The sequence below is a fragment of the Mesorhizobium sp. P2_F7 genome (assembly GCF_056403695.1).
Genome location: NZ_JBFUFA010000003.1, coordinates 457,045 through 470,459 on the forward strand (window position 1 = coordinate 457,045; position 13,415 = coordinate 470,459).

The following is a 13,415-nucleotide window of genomic DNA, read 5'->3' on the forward strand; positions in this document are numbered from 1 at the left end:
GCGGCCGGTCTGTGGCTGCCTTCTTGAGTCTGCTTCTGTGGCGTCACCCACACGATAGAATTCTGGCCAGATGTTGGCCAGCGGCGATGATCGGCCGGCAGCGGCTTTCGCCAGAAACAATCCAGAAACAAAATTCTATAGTTCGGAAAAACTCACGAAAAAAATCAAAGGCATAAAGGGTGCCGTGGCGGTCAGGACATCGGCTGCGACGCTAGTCTCCGGAGTAACGGACATTACCGATGCACAGGTTCACGATCAGCTTGATGGGTGCGCTGTTCAGCATTTCGCTCGTCACGGCCGCGGTCGCAGCCTCCAGCGCAAAGGTGACGCCGATCACAAGGAGCGAGCGCTGCATCGATCTCAATCGCCAGGTAGACGAAGCCCTCGAAACCCATGCCGCGGCAACGCAGGTCACCGCGGCGAAAGCACTGCAAAGAAAGGGAAACCGGTTCTGCGCCAACAAGAAACAGGCACAGGGTATCCGGATGCTCGCGAACGCTTTGAAGCTGCTTGGAGTGACACCGATCGACCCGGTTCAGTGACACTCAAACCGACCCGCACCAAAAAGGAAATGAAGCCATGAAAAAGTCCATCCTCTCCGCCACCGGTCTCGCCGTCGCTCTCGCTTTCGCGATGCCGGCTCTGGGCAACGCTGCTGCCACCACGACCGCTGCTCCGGCTGCCACGACGACCGCTCCGGCGAGCACGACCGCCAAGCCGCCGGTGAAGAAGGTCGCCGCCAAGACGCCCGTCAAGAAGCACAAGAAGCACAAGAAGGTCGTCAAGAAGGACGCGCCGAAGGCCTGATTTCAGACAAGCCAACTGGCTCGTCTGGTACAGGGCCGCTCCAGCACCCCCGGGCTGGAGCGGCCTTGTCGCATGTTTTCATGATGACCCGTTGATGGGTGCCGGCCACCCAGGACTTTAACCCGTTTGCAATGCCGGTCCGCTAGGACAGCTCGCATGAAGAAGCGGCTTTCGTATATATTGCGTTCGATGACCATTGGCGGTCTCCTGGCCTCGGCCGTGGTGAGACTCCTGGTTCAGTTCACAGCGAGCCCGGTGCCCGACCCGGAAAGCGGCCGCACCGAGCCGTCCTCGTTTGCGCCGTTGATCTCCGCCGGCTGGCAATATGTCACGCCATTGCAAAGCCTGCTGCTTTCCCTGCTCAGCGCCTTTACGGTCATCTGTCTCGCCGGATGGCTTGCGAGAGCATGGATGGAGCGCAAGGCCTCGGGCTTCGGCCCGCACGCCGCGCGCGAATTCCAAGGACGTCGCGCCATCGATCGTCAGGGCCGTTGAACGGCACCAAACTGTTCCTAAATTTGTGAACGGCAGCACTCCCGGGAAGCCGGTTTTGCGCACCGATCAAAATGGACGACCGCTTTCCCCCATGACAAAGTGAGAGCGACCCTGGCGCGATGACGGTTCCCTATGCCTGAGATCACCTCCAAGCCCCGGACCAAGACCAAGCCGCAGACCGAGCGGCCGAAGCTCTACAAGGTCATCCTGGTCAATGACGATTTCACGCCGCGCGAATTCGTGGTGACGGTCCTGAAGGGCGAATTCAAGCTCAGCGAAGACCAGGCGCGCCGGGTGATGATCACCGCCCACCAGCGCGGCGTCTGCGTTGTCGCCGTGTTCACGCGGGACGTCGCCGAGACCAAGGCGACGCGAGCCACAGATGCCGGCAAGGCGAAAGGCTATCCGCTGCTGTTTACGACAGAGCCGGAGGAGTGAGGAGTGGTCGCCCGTAGGGCGATCAATCGACAACGATTTGTCGATTGAAACGACGAACGCCCGGAGCCATAGCGGAGGGCAGGGCCGTGCGCGCGTTCTTCCTTCTCCCCTTGTGGGAGAAGGTGTCGCCGAAGGCGACGGATGAGGGGTGTTCCAGCGGAGTGAGGCGTTGGCGTTCCCTGGAACACCCCTCATCCGTCTCGGCGCTTGCGCCGATCCACCTTCTCCCACAGGGGGAGAAGGAAGAAGCTCTCACCGTCCCTCTCTGAACCACATAGCGCCCATCGCCAGCAGCAGCAGGCCGAGGCCGAGGAAGCCGCCGAACAGCGGCACGCGCGAAACGGCTTTGAGTACGCTGTCGTCGGTGGTGCGCAGTCCGATCCAGTCGGCGCCCGAAGCCGCACCCGAGGCGCGGACCGGGACGATGGAGGGCAGGGCGACACTGCCGCTAAGCTGGCCAAGGGTGGAGGACGCCGCCAGCCGGCGCACGCTGCCGCCGGTGGCTTCGGCCGGCGCCTTCAACCGGTCTTCAGTGGAGATGACGTCGGAGAATTCCGGCGCGTTGACCGGGCCGACATGCGCAAGGGTGGTCAGGTCGCCATTGCCGATCTGGTAGAGGCCGATCTCCTTGGTCTCGATGCTGCCGAGAAACACGCCGGGCTCGGATTTTTCCAGCTTGACGATCAGCGCCTTGCCCGACGGGGTGATGACTTGGGCCGAGCCGGGGTCGTCGCTCATCGTCTGGCGGCGGATTTCCAGCACCATGCCGCGTCCGTCGGCGGTCAGCCGCTCTTCCTCGAGCTCGGGCTCCTTCATCAGCCAGTGGGCGATGCGGCGATAGAGCTGGACATGCGGGCCGCCGCCCTCGAAGCCGCGCGCCCACAGCCAGCCCTGATCCGACAGCAGCATGCCGACGCGGCCTTCGCCCTTGTGGTCGAGCAAAAGCAGGGGACGGTTGTCTGCGCCCTTCATCACCACTTCGCCTTCGGGATTCTGCACGCCGATGGTGCGGAACCAGCGGCTCCAGTGTGGCGGCTCCGTCGCCGAGCCGTCGAGCCCGCGCGTCACAGGATGGCGCTGGCCGACATCGGTGAGGCGCGGATAGAAGGCCTTGTCGATGACTTCGCCGGTCGGCATCGCCGGCAGCGACGACATCAGCGGCGTGCGCGCGATCGAGGCATCGCCGGCATATTCCGGCCCGGCGGCGATCAACAGCGCGCCGCCCTTTTCGACATATTCGGAGATGTAGTCGTAATACAGGATCGGCAGCACGTCGCGGTGCTGGTAGCGGTCGAAGATGATGAGGTCGAAATCCTTGATCTTCTCGACGAACAGTTCGCGTGTCGGGAAGGCGATCAGCGACAGTTCGTTGATCGGCGTGCCGTCCTGCTTTTCCGGCGGCCGCAAAATGGTGAAATGGACGAGATCGACCGAAGCGTCTGACTTCAGCAGATTGCGCCAGGTGCGCTCGCCGGCATGCGGCTCTCCGGAGACCAGCAGCACGCGCAGGTTTTCGCGGATGCCGTCGATCAGCGCTATGGCGCGGTTGTTGGCCTCGGTCAGTTCGCCCGGCTCGCGGTCGATGGAAAGTTCGACGATGTTGCGGCCGGCGCCGGGAATGGTCACTTGCAGCGGCATCGCCTGGCCGATGGTGGCCTCTTCGACCGCGACCTGCTCGCCATTGACCGAGACGCGGACATCGACCGGTCCGGTTTCGCCGTTGGTGGCGATGACGCGGTAAGTCATGTCGAGCGGCTTGCCGACGAGGCCGAAGCGCGGCGCGTTCTCGAAGCGGATGCGGCGGTCCTTCTCGTGCTCATTGCCGGTGATCAGCGCGTGCAGCGGGGCGTTGAAGTCGGAGGCGGCGGGCGGCGCGTCATGCACCTCGCCATCGGTGATCATTATCGCGCCGCCGATGCGCGAGGGTGGCACATCGCGGAAGGCGCCTTCAAGGGCTGCAAAAAGCTTGGTCTCGGTGCGCTCTTCGGCGGCTTCGGACTTGCCGGCCTCGACGACACGCACATCGAACTGCTTGAAGCGGCCAAGGCGCTGCTGCAGCCCGGCCAGCGCTTCGTCTGTCTGTTTGGTTCGGTCGCCGATGTCCTGGCTCTGGCTGCGGTCGACGATGACGGCAACGACGCTTTTCAGCGCCTCACGCTCCTCGTCGAGAAACACCGGGTTGAGCAAGGCGGCGCCCAGGGCAATCAGCGCGGCGAAGCGGAAGATCGCGCCGCGCTGGCGAAACCAAAGGCCAACGGCTGCGAGCAACAGCAACGGCACCAGCACCAAAGCCAGCAAGGGCCAGGACAGCAGCGGTTCGAAGGAGATCGACCAGTTCATGATCTTACTGCCCCAACCGTTCGAGCAGGATGGGCACGTGCACCTGGTCGGATTTGTAGTTGCCGGTCAGCATGTACATCATGATGTTGACGCCCGCGCGCAGCGCGTAGATGCGCTGCATCGGGTCCGACGGCACGGTCGGCAGCAGCGGATCGCCATTCTCGTCGACGGCCCAGGCGCCGGCAAAATCATTGGCGGTGATGAGGATCGGCGAGACGCCGTCGCCGACGCGCACCGGCCGGTTCTCGGCATTGCTGGCGTCGAGCGAGGCTTCCACCCAGAGCGGGCTGCCGGCGAAGCGGCCGGGAAATTCGGGCAGAATGAAGAAGGATTTGGTCAGCACATGGTCGGCAGGCACCGGCTCCAGCGGCGGCACGTTGAGATTGCCGAGGATGTCGCGCAGCCGCTCGGTCGCCGGGCTCGCCGAATCGGCGCCGATGCCGTTGGCAAACTGGTCGCGCGTGTCGAACAGCACCGTGCCGCCCTGCTGCATATAGGCGTCGATGCGGGCGATCGCGGCCTCGCTCGGCATTGGCGCGGAAGGGTCGATCGGCCAATAGATCAGCGGATAGAAGGACAGCTCGTCCTTCGAGATGTCGACGCCCGCCGGGGCGCCCGGCTCGAGCGCGGTCTTTTCGATCAGGAAGCGGGTCAGGCCTTCAAGACCGGCGCGGCTGATCGAATCGTCACCGGGCACACCGGTCAGCACATAGGCGATGCGGGTCTTGGCAATGTCCTCGATGGCGGCGGCGTCGCCCGGTTTGGCATCGTCGGCGCGGGCGAGGTCGGCATGGCCAAACAGCATGCCGAGGCCGAGCAGCAGCGCAGCCGTCGTTGCCGCAGCCGTGCGGGCGCGGCGCGGCCGGCGCGACAACAGCCCGCCCATCCAGAACACCGCCAGCGTGTCGAGCAGCATCAGCACAAGTGCTGCGGTCACCAGCGGGCCCTTGAGGTCGCGCGATTCATCGAAAGCATATTGGATGTTGGTCACCGGCACGGTGAACTGCGGCCGCACCAGCGGCGCGAAGGCGGTGGCCGGATCGAGCAGATTGTGGGCGAAGACGCCGGTTTCGGAGCCGTAGAGGCCGGGCGGGTTCTCGAACGTCACCGGCAGCGGGCCGGCGACGGGCACCAGCGGCCGTGCATCAGGCGTCGGCGGCACCAGCGTTCCGTCGGCCGCGATCATGCGGTAGGGCGCCAGCGACGTCGCGGCGGCTTCAGCGTTGGCGACCGCCGCACCCTGGTTGCGCGACAGCTGCACGATGCGCCGCAGCATCTCGACGAAGCTGCCGGAGATCGGCAGGGTCGACCATGTCGCTTCCGGCGTGACGTGGAAGAGGACGAGGGTGCCCTTGCCCTTTTTCAGCCCGGTCACCAGCGGCGTGCCGTCGGCGAGCGTTGCCCAGGTGCGCTCGACGATGTCGGGCGTCGGCTCGGCCAAGACCTGCCGGCTCACCGTGACTTCGGCCGGCGGCGCGAGGTCGGCAAAGGGGCCGTTCTTCGGGAATTCGGTCACCGGCTGCGGCGTCGTCCATGACAGGGAGCCACCGAGCGAACGCTCGCCGGTGCGCAGCCTGACCGGCAGAAGATCATCGTCATTGCCGGCGGCGGCCAGCCGCGACCCGGCGAAGCGCACCAGCGTGCCGCCATTGTCGACCCAGTCGACCAATCGCTGATGGACCTGCGGCGGAATAGTGCCGATATCGGCCATGACGATCATCGCCGGCTTTTGGTCGAGGAGCTGCGGGATGGCGTCGGCGAGGTCGGCGCTCGACGGTTCGACCAGATCGGCGAAGGGCTGCAGCGCGCGCCTGATGTAGTAGAGCGGCGACAGAAGCGGCTGCGCCTGGTCGGCCTCGGCCTGCGACAACAGCCCGACGCGGCGGCGCTTCGAGCTTTCGTCGAGCACGCGCACCGCACCCGCCTGGCGCTCGCCATCAAGCGCGATCGAGGCGAAGTCGTTGCGCAGTTCGAACGGCACCGCCATCGTGCCGGTGGCGGTGGTCTCGCCGGGCGCGAAAGTCAGCGTCGCATCGGCGATGCGGCGGCCCTTGTCGTCGAAGGCGCCGGCGGTGACCTGCGCCGGCGCCGGATCGCCGGGTGCGCGAATGGCGGTCAGCGCGAAACCGTCGACCTGGTTCTCGGCGCCGGTCAGCCCGGTCAGCGCCAACCGGTCGGAGCTGGCCCAGACGACACGGGCGGCATTTTTCGACAGCAGCGTGTTGAAGGCGGCCTCGTCGCCTTTTGCGGCAAGGCCGTCTGCCAGAACCGCAACGCTGGCGCCGGGCAAGGTCTCCAGCACGCTGGCGACGCGGGCATAGACGGCGGGACGGTCGGTCGGGATCGGCCGCGGTTTTGCCGCGCGCAACCGGTCGAGGGCGGCCGCGGCGTCGAAGGGGCCGATCTCGGCATTGGGTTTTTCGGCGGTGAAGGCGATGACGACCGGCACGCCGTTCGAGCCGGCGTCGGCGATCAGCCGCTGGGCGGTGGCGACGCGCTTGCCCCAATCGGCGGAGCTTGCCCAGTCGTTGTCGATGACCAGCGCCAGGGCGGCACCCTCGGCCGGCAGTTTTTCGCGCGGGTTGAAGACGGGTTCGGCCAAGGCGGCGACGATCAGGGCGGCCATCAGCAGCCGCAGCAGCGTCAGCCACCACGGGCTCTGCTGCGGCGTCTCCTCGCGCTTCAGCACGCGGGCGAGGATTTTCAGCGGCGGAAACACTTCGGTCTGCGGCTTGGGTGGAGTGAGCCGCAGCAGCCACCAGATCACGGGCAGCGCCAGCAGGCCCCACAACACCATGGGAGCGCCAAAGGAGAGCGGCAGCCAGCTCATGCGCCGGCCTTTCCGGCACGGCCGCTGGCGGCCGGCCCGGCAAAGCCATCGGCGGTCATCGCCATGTGGATGCGTACCAGCGCCTCGGAGGCGAGGCGATCCGTGTGGTTGACCGTATAGCTCCAGCCGAGGCGCTTGCACCAGCCGGCCAGTTCCTGGCGGCGAGCGGTGTAGAGCAGGCGGTATTCGTCGCCGAGCATTTCGGCGCGGCCGGCGGTCAGCTTGTCGCCGGTCTCGGGATCGGTGAATTCGGTGCGTCCGGCGTAGGGAAAGGTTTCCTCGGCCGGATCGGCAACCTCGATCAGGTGGGCACGCACGCCGTGGCGGGCCAGCACGTCGAGCCAGGCCATGGTCTCTTCGACCGGATCGAGGAAGTCGCTGACGATGACGATGTCGCAGAAGCGGCGAATGGCGGACAGGTCAGGCTTTGCCGGTGGATCGGCGGCGTGCATCAATTGCGCTGCGATGCGCTCGGCGCCGTTGCGGGCGGTGAACGGATCGGTCAGGCCCGGCCACGCGATGCGCTCGCCGCTGCGCGACAGCAATTCAGCCATGGCCAGTGCCAGCACCAGCGCACGCGATTCCTTGGAAACGCTGGCGCCGGTCGATTTGTAGAGCATGGAAGGCGAGGGGTCGGCCCACAGCCACACCGTATGGGCCGCTTCCCATTCGCGGTCGCGCACATAGGTGTGGTCGTCGCGAGCCGAACGGCGCCAGTCGATGCGCGAGGAATCGCCTTCGACATAGGGGCGGAATTGCCAGAAATTTTCGCCGATGCCGCGCTTGCGGCGGCCATGCCAGCCGGCAATCACGGTGTTGACGATACGGCGCGCTTCGACCAGCAGGTCGGGAACCAGCGATGCCCGCAACCGGCCCCTGGCGAGCGCGTCGCGCGTCGCTGCCGGTGTCTGGACTTCGCCGATACGCGCCATCAGATACCTTTGGCCAGTTTCGCCACCACGTCACGCACGGTCGTGCCCTCGGCGCGGGCGGCGAAGGTCAGCGCCATGCGATGCTGCAGGACAGGCTCGGCCAGTGCGCGGATGTCGTCGACGGAAGGCGCCAGCCGTCCGTCATAAAGGGCACGCGCGCGGGCGCAGAGCGTCAGCGCCTGGCTGGCGCGCGGGCCTGGCCCCCAGGCGACGTGTTTGTCGGTCTCGGCATTGCCCTGGCCGGGGCGCGCCGAGCGCACCAGCTTGAGGATGGCGTCGACGACGCTTTCGGGCACCGGCATGCGGCGGATCAGCGTCTGAATCTCTTTCAGCCGCACGGGCTGCAGGACGTTTTGCGCCTTGGCGTCCTCGATGCCGGTGGTTTCCAAGAGGATGCGGCGCTCGGCCTCGATTTCGGGATAGAGGATGTCGACCTGCATCAGGAAGCGGTCGAGCTGCGCCTCGGGCAGGGGATAGGTGCCTTCCTGCTCCAGCGGGTTCTGCGTCGCCAGCACATGGAAGGGTGCGGGCAGGTCGTGGCGAATGCCGGCGATGGTGACGTGATATTCCTGCATTGCCTGCAACAGCGCCGACTGGGTGCGCGGCGAGGCGCGGTTGATCTCGTCGGCCATCAGCAATTGCGCGAAGATCGGGCCGGAGATGAAGCGGAAGGAGCGCTTGCCGGCCTCGTCCTGCTCCATCACTTCGGAGCCGAGAATGTCCGACGGCATCAGGTCGGGGGTGAACTGGATGCGGCGCGAATCGAGGCCGAGCACGACGCCGAGCGTTTCGACCAGCTTGGTCTTGGCCAGGCCGGGCACACCGACCAGCAGCGCATGGCCACCGGCAAGCAGCGCCACCAGCGTACGCTCGACCACCGCTTCCTGGCCGAAGATGACGCGGCCGACACCGTCGCGGACCCTGGAAATATCGGCCAGTGCCGCCTCGGCCTGGGCGATCATGTCCTTTTCGTTGATCGGGCTTTCCTTGACCATTACGCTCATGCCGCATCGATCCTTGTGTTGGAAGTACCGGCTTGCACTGTAGCAGTGCCGCAGAATGCCGCGATTCGGCCTCGCCTGGCGCCTGCATTTCAACTTAAATCACAGACTTAGGCTGACAAGCGGAACAACAGTGACTATTTCGTGACCATGACGGACCGCTCCGAACATAGCGAACAGGGCCTTACCGGTGCCACAGAGGCGCGGGGTCTCGAGGCGCTGATCTCGCGCGCCACCCGTGCCGGCAAGGGTGCGGCGCCGGTGGAGCGCTGGAATCCCGACTTTTGCGGCGATCTCGACATGGAGATCAAGCAGGACGGAACCTGGTTTTATCTCGGCACGCCGATCGGCCGCATGCCGCTGGTGCAGCTGTTTTCCACGGTGTTGCGCAAGGACGAGGACGGCAGGACTTATCTGGTGACACCGGTCGAACGGGTCGGCATCCGGGTCGTCGATGCGCCGTTCGTTGCCGTCGAAATGGACGTTTCCGGCGCCGGCGCCGAGCAAATCATCACTTTCCGCACCAATGTCGGCGATGTCGTCGAGGCCGGCCCCGGCCATCCGCTGCGCTTCGTCGACGAAGACGAGACCGGCGGGCTGAAACCCTATGTGCTGGTGCGCGGACGGCTGGAAGCGCTGGTGGCGCGGCCGGTGATGTACGAACTGGTCGAGCATGGCGAGGAAATCGACATCGACGGCAAGGCGATGTTTGCCGTGCGCTCTAAAGGCGAGGTCTATCCGATCATGCCGGCGGAAAAACTGAAGCGGCTGAGCGCATGATGGACCAGGTGACGCCGCCGCCGTTTTCCACAGCTGATTTTCGCGCGCGCGTCGCAGCGCAGGCTGACGCCCATGCCGGCGACGATTATGGCGACCATCGCTTCAACCCCGGCCATCCCCGGTTGAAGCAGCTGAAAGCGCTGCGCGATGCCGCCGTGCTGATCCCGGTTGTCGATCACGGGAGCGATGCGACCGTGCTCTTGACCAAGCGGGCGGAAAAGCTGCGCAGCCATTCCGGGCAGGTGGCATTCCCCGGCGGCACCATCGATCCGACCGATCCAACCCCGGAAGCAGCAGCGCTGCGCGAGACTTTCGAGGAAATCGGGCTTGGCCCGGACCGCATCGAGATCATCGGCCGCATGCCCGACTACGTCGCCGGCAGCGGCTATCGCATCGCCCCGGTGCTGGCGATCGTGCGACCTGGATTTGCGCTCTCGCTCAATGCCGACGAGGTCGATGCCGCCTTCGAAGTGCCGCTCTCGTTCCTGATGGATCCGGCCAATCACACCAGGGACAGCCGCATGTGGAACGAGCTCGAATGGTTCTTCTACGAGATGCCCTATGGCGGCCAGCGTATCTGGGGCGTCACCGCGGGCATCATCCGCACGCTCTATGAAAGGCTTTATGCGTGAAGGTTTCGATCGCGGGCAAAGCAGACTGGCTCGGTGAAAAACATCTGCAGCGCCTGCTCGCCGTGCTGTCGGATGGCAGCGAGGCGGCGCGTGTCGCCGGTGGTGCGGTGCGCAATACGCTGATCGGCCAGCCGGTCGCCGATATCGACATCGCCACCACTTGCCTGCCGCAGGAAACCATCCGCCGTGCCGAGGCGGCGGGCTTCAAGGCGGTGCCGACCGGCATCGAGCACGGCACGGTCACGGTGATTGCCGGCGGCGCGCCCTATGAGATCACCACGCTGCGCGCCGATATCGAGACCGACGGCCGCCGCGCCAAAGTGTCGTTCGGCCGCGACTGGAAGGCTGACGCCGAGCGGCGCGATTTCACCATCAACGCGCTCTATGCCGAGGCCGACGGCACCGTCATCGACCTGGTCGGCGGTGTCGGCGATATCGAAGCGCGCCGGCTGCGCTTCATCGGCGATGCCGAGCAGCGCATCCGCGAGGACTATTTGCGCATCCTGCGCTTCTTCCGCTTCTTCGCCTGGTATGGCGAAGGCCGGCCCGATGCCGAGGGGCTGAAGGCCTGCGCCCGGCTCAAGGATGGGCTCGAAAAACTCTCGGCCGAGCGCATCTGGTCCGAACTGAAGAAGTTGCTGGCGGCCCCCGATCCGTCGCGCGCGCTGCTGTGGATGCGCCAGGCCGGCGTGCTGACCAGCGCCCTGCCGGAAAGCGAGAAATGGGGCATCGATGCCATTCACGGGCTGACCAAGACCGAGAAGGATCTGGGCTGGGCGGCGGATCCGCTGCTCAGGCTGGAGGCCATCGTGCCGCCCGATGCGGCGCGGATGAAGGTGTTGGCGGAGCGGCTGAAACTGTCCACCAATGAGGCGGAGCGCCTGCGACACTGGGCGCTGACGGCTGCCGTCGAGCCCAAGACGAGCGAAGCGGAACTGGCAAAAAAGCTTTATTCCGGCGACCGCCAGGGTTTTGTCGATCGCCTGCGGCTGTCGCTCGCCTCGGCACGGGCGCGCGCCGTCGAGGACAATGATGCAATGATCCAGGCGGGCGGCTTTTCGCGCCTGCTGGCTTTCGCCGGAAAATGGGAAAAACCGGTGTTTCCGATCAAGGGCGCCGATCTGACCGCGCTCGGCGCGTCGCCGGGGCCGAAACTCGGCGCGATCCTGAAAAACCTCGAAAAGGAATGGATCGGCTCCGGCTTTGCGCTTGATCGCGACGCGCTGCTTGAGCGCGCCGCGGAGGCCCTGAAGGCCCGATAAGCGTCATTAGGCCGCGTCGCGAACCTTCTCGATGCGCGAACGGATTGCCTCGATCATCGTCTCGCGGATGACCGTTTCGCCGTGCGTCTCACGCATATGGTCGACGGCGCGGCGCATCACCTCGGCTTCCTCGTCGGCACGGGTGTGCCACTCACAGCCGGGCACCAGCGAGCCGCAATGGAATTCCTTCATGGGATTTTCTCCTTTCCTCCTGGGAGCCTGTGCCTCTCATGGGCACGACGCTCCGCCACCTTTGTTCCGCGCCCTGTCGTAGCAGTCGGTTTTGAGGGCACGTACGGGGGAACAAACATAACACGGTTCGGCGGTTTTGGTTGCCGCCTTTGATTTCATGCATGTCATTCTCCCAAAACCGAGGTCACTTTTGGGTGACATGCAGAGACGAAAAAGGCGGAGCAGCGCTGCTCCGCCTCCTTACGCCTCGGGCAAGACCAAGTTGGTCTTGTCCCGACAGGGCCGTCACTTCACGATCTTGACGGACTCGGCAACTTTGTTCTTGCCGCTCATGTCCCATGAAACGCGGACCTTTTCGCCGGCCTTCAGGCCAGGATCCTTGAAGGTCTTGGGCAGCGTAAAGGTGGATCCATCGTCCAGAACAAGGCTCATGGCCGTTCCATCATAGGTTTTGACCGTGCCGGTGGTGTGCTTGACCGCGGCAAAGGCGACCGAACCGGAAGCGAGAAGGGCAGCGGCGGCTGCCGTTACAATGAGCTTTCGCATGGTAAGTACTCCTGGAAAATGCGGGCATCCGTTTCTTGAGAATGCTCCGCCTTGTTCAGGGCCGTCCGGTAGCGTCGTGTCGCGGTTCGGGACTGAACCGCCGGCGCTTCCCGGCCCGGAAACGACAAATAGTCGTTTTATTTCAATTGCCTATTAGACGAAAAAGATAGTTTTCGCGCCACATTCCATGCCCAGATTCAGCGAATGGGACGTCAATGCGGCGCTGGTCTCGATCACCGATTTGTTACGGCCACCTGACCTCCGGCGGCAGGCTGGACAGGATCGAGGCGACATTGCCGCCGGTCTTCAGGCCGAAGATGGTGCCGCGATCGTGAAGAAGGTTGAATTCGACGTAACGGCCGCGGCGAATGAGCTGTTCGTCGCGGTCGTCGTCGGTCCAGTTTTCGTTGAAATGGGCCCGAACCAAATGACCGTAGACGACCAGAAAAGAACGCCCGACATCCTGCACGAAGTTCAAATCGGCATTCCAGCCGCCTCTGTCCTCGCCCGAATGCAGCCAGTCGAAAAAAATGCCACCGACGCCGCGCGGTTCGTTGCGGTGCGGCAGATAGAAATACTCGTCGCACCAGGCCTTGAATTTCGGGTGGTCGGCGACCGCAGCGTTCTTCTCGCAGGCGAACTGCATGGCGCGGTGGAAGGCGACCGTGTCGGGGTGATCTTCAGTGCGGTTGCGGTCGAGCAGCGGGGTCAGATCGGCGCCGCCGCCGAACCAGTGGCGCGACGTCACCACCATGCGGGTGTTCATGTGCACGGCCGGCACATTGGGGCTCCAGGGATGCGCGATCAGCGAAATGCCTGAGGCCCAGAAGCTCGGGTCTTCCTCGGCACCAGGCATCTGCTTCCTGAATTCGGGCGAGAATTCGCCATAGACGGTCGAGGTGTGGACGCCGACCTTCTCGAAGACGCGGCCATGCATCATCGACATGGTGCCGCCGCCGCCCTTGCCATGGTCGCGCTCCCACGGCGTCTTGTCGAAGCGGCCGGGCGACCAGGCGGCCATCGGCCCCTGCAATTCCTGCTCGATCTGCTCGAAGGTCGCGCAGATGCGCTCGCGCAGCGTCTCGAACCAGAGCCTGGCCTTCATCTTCTTCTGTTCGATGTCGGCCGGCAGGCCTGCCGGTATTTCTGGTCGTTCCAAA

The 13,415-nt window shown here is 65.0% G+C and carries 14 protein-coding genes; 7 read left to right on the forward strand and 7 right to left on the reverse strand.

Features of this window, described 5'->3' with window-relative positions:
- The first annotated feature begins 239 nt into the window (after positions 1 to 239).
- From AC1DZ8_RS11910 to clpS, 4 genes are all read left to right on the forward strand, one after another.
- A complete protein-coding gene (locus AC1DZ8_RS11910; protein WP_112561109.1) occupies positions 240 to 542 on the forward strand; it encodes a hypothetical protein in 303 nt (100 codons plus the stop codon).
- 37 nt (positions 543 to 579) lie between these two features.
- Entirely contained in the window at positions 580 to 807 is a 228-nt protein-coding gene (locus AC1DZ8_RS11915) for a hypothetical protein (RefSeq protein WP_477303202.1), read from the forward strand.
- 156 nt (positions 808 to 963) lie between these two features.
- A complete protein-coding gene (locus tag AC1DZ8_RS11920; protein ID WP_477303200.1) occupies positions 964 to 1,302 on the forward strand; it encodes a hypothetical protein in 339 nt (112 codons plus the stop codon).
- 132 nt (positions 1,303 to 1,434) lie between these two features.
- Positions 1,435 to 1,740 (forward strand): ATP-dependent Clp protease adapter ClpS, encoded by a 306-nt coding sequence (clpS, locus tag AC1DZ8_RS11925; protein WP_477285351.1) that lies wholly within the window; start codon positions 1,435 to 1,437, stop codon positions 1,738 to 1,740.
- Positions 1,741 to 1,992: 252 nt separating this feature from the next.
- On the opposite strand, the gene AC1DZ8_RS11930 is transcribed toward clpS, so the two are convergent.
- From AC1DZ8_RS11930 to AC1DZ8_RS11945, 4 genes are read right to left on the reverse strand one after another with little or no spacing between them, the layout of a single operon-like run.
- Positions 1,993 to 4,080, reverse strand: coding sequence for a hypothetical protein (locus AC1DZ8_RS11930; protein WP_477303198.1), 2,088 nt, complete (start codon positions 4,078 to 4,080; stop codon positions 1,993 to 1,995).
- Between the two features lie 4 nt (positions 4,081 to 4,084).
- Positions 4,085 to 6,910 (reverse strand): DUF4159 domain-containing protein, encoded by a 2,826-nt coding sequence (locus AC1DZ8_RS11935; RefSeq protein WP_477303196.1) that lies wholly within the window; start codon positions 6,908 to 6,910, stop codon positions 4,085 to 4,087.
- On the reverse strand, positions 6,907 to 7,842 hold the full coding sequence (locus AC1DZ8_RS11940; RefSeq protein ID WP_477303194.1) for a DUF58 domain-containing protein: 936 nt from the start codon (positions 7,840 to 7,842) through the stop codon (positions 6,907 to 6,909). Before AC1DZ8_RS11940 ends, AC1DZ8_RS11935 begins: the two co-directional genes overlap by 4 nt.
- On the reverse strand, positions 7,842 to 8,846 hold the full coding sequence (locus AC1DZ8_RS11945; RefSeq protein WP_477285343.1) for an AAA family ATPase: 1,005 nt from the start codon (positions 8,844 to 8,846) through the stop codon (positions 7,842 to 7,844). The genes AC1DZ8_RS11940 and AC1DZ8_RS11945 overlap by 1 nt, the downstream gene beginning before the upstream one ends.
- A 147-nt stretch (positions 8,847 to 8,993) precedes the next feature.
- On the opposite strand from AC1DZ8_RS11945, the gene AC1DZ8_RS11950 reads away from it, so the two are divergent.
- Genes AC1DZ8_RS11950 through AC1DZ8_RS11960 form a run of 3 tightly spaced genes read left to right on the forward strand, consistent with a single transcriptional unit; the run spans position 8,994 to position 11,517 of the window.
- The gene (locus tag AC1DZ8_RS11950) at positions 8,994 to 9,623 is read left to right on the forward strand and encodes a DUF1285 domain-containing protein (protein WP_477303871.1); all 630 of its coding nucleotides are present in this window, start codon (positions 8,994 to 8,996) and stop codon (positions 9,621 to 9,623) included.
- Positions 9,623 to 10,255, forward strand: coding sequence for a CoA pyrophosphatase (locus tag AC1DZ8_RS11955; RefSeq protein WP_477303869.1), 633 nt, complete (start codon positions 9,623 to 9,625; stop codon positions 10,253 to 10,255). The genes AC1DZ8_RS11950 and AC1DZ8_RS11955 overlap by 1 nt, the downstream gene beginning before the upstream one ends.
- Positions 10,252 to 11,517: a CCA tRNA nucleotidyltransferase gene (locus AC1DZ8_RS11960; protein ID WP_477303190.1), complete on the forward strand. Its 1,266-nt coding sequence runs from the start codon at positions 10,252 to 10,254 to the stop codon at positions 11,515 to 11,517. Before AC1DZ8_RS11955 ends, AC1DZ8_RS11960 begins: the two co-directional genes overlap by 4 nt.
- 6 nt (positions 11,518 to 11,523) lie before the next feature.
- Here the strand turns inward: AC1DZ8_RS11960 and AC1DZ8_RS11965 are convergent, their stop codons facing one another.
- The 3 genes from AC1DZ8_RS11965 to hemF form a co-directional block, all read right to left on the reverse strand.
- Entirely contained in the window at positions 11,524 to 11,709 is a 186-nt protein-coding gene (locus tag AC1DZ8_RS11965) for a DUF1059 domain-containing protein (protein WP_112561098.1), read from the reverse strand.
- 285 nt (positions 11,710 to 11,994) lie between these two features.
- On the reverse strand, positions 11,995 to 12,255 hold the full coding sequence (locus AC1DZ8_RS11970) for a DUF1344 domain-containing protein (RefSeq protein ID WP_192258836.1): 261 nt from the start codon (positions 12,253 to 12,255) through the stop codon (positions 11,995 to 11,997).
- Between the two features lie 244 nt (positions 12,256 to 12,499).
- Entirely contained in the window at positions 12,500 to 13,414 is a 915-nt protein-coding gene (gene hemF / locus AC1DZ8_RS11975; RefSeq protein ID WP_477303185.1) for an oxygen-dependent coproporphyrinogen oxidase, read from the reverse strand.
- Between the last annotated feature and the right edge of the window lies 1 nt (position 13,415).

What these genes read in the sequence shown, in the direction of transcription:
- AC1DZ8_RS11935 (WP_477303196.1), bottom strand. Translation starts at nt 6,910, where the DNA reads ATGAGCTGGCTGCCGCTCTCCTTTGGCGCTCCCATGGTGTTGTGGGGC.
- AC1DZ8_RS11910 (WP_112561109.1), top strand. Translation starts at nt 240, where the DNA reads ATGCACAGGTTCACGATCAGCTTGATGGGTGCGCTGTTCAGCATTTCG.
- AC1DZ8_RS11920 (WP_477303200.1), top strand. Translation starts at nt 964, where the DNA reads ATGAAGAAGCGGCTTTCGTATATATTGCGTTCGATGACCATTGGCGGT.
- AC1DZ8_RS11940 (WP_477303194.1), bottom strand. Translation starts at nt 7,842, where the DNA reads ATGGCGCGTATCGGCGAAGTCCAGACACCGGCAGCGACGCGCGACGCG.
- AC1DZ8_RS11945 (WP_477285343.1), bottom strand. Translation starts at nt 8,846, where the DNA reads ATGAGCGTAATGGTCAAGGAAAGCCCGATCAACGAAAAGGACATGATC.
- AC1DZ8_RS11965 (WP_112561098.1), bottom strand. Translation starts at nt 11,709, where the DNA reads ATGAAGGAATTCCATTGCGGCTCGCTGGTGCCCGGCTGTGAGTGGCAC.
- AC1DZ8_RS11955 (WP_477303869.1), top strand. Translation starts at nt 9,623, where the DNA reads ATGGACCAGGTGACGCCGCCGCCGTTTTCCACAGCTGATTTTCGCGCG.
- clpS (WP_477285351.1), top strand. Translation starts at nt 1,435, where the DNA reads ATGCCTGAGATCACCTCCAAGCCCCGGACCAAGACCAAGCCGCAGACC.
- AC1DZ8_RS11950 (WP_477303871.1), top strand. Translation starts at nt 8,994, where the DNA reads ATGACGGACCGCTCCGAACATAGCGAACAGGGCCTTACCGGTGCCACA.
- AC1DZ8_RS11915 (WP_477303202.1), top strand. Translation starts at nt 580, where the DNA reads ATGAAAAAGTCCATCCTCTCCGCCACCGGTCTCGCCGTCGCTCTCGCT.
- AC1DZ8_RS11930 (WP_477303198.1), bottom strand. Translation starts at nt 4,080, where the DNA reads ATGAACTGGTCGATCTCCTTCGAACCGCTGCTGTCCTGGCCCTTGCTG.
- AC1DZ8_RS11970 (WP_192258836.1), bottom strand. Translation starts at nt 12,255, where the DNA reads ATGCGAAAGCTCATTGTAACGGCAGCCGCCGCTGCCCTTCTCGCTTCC.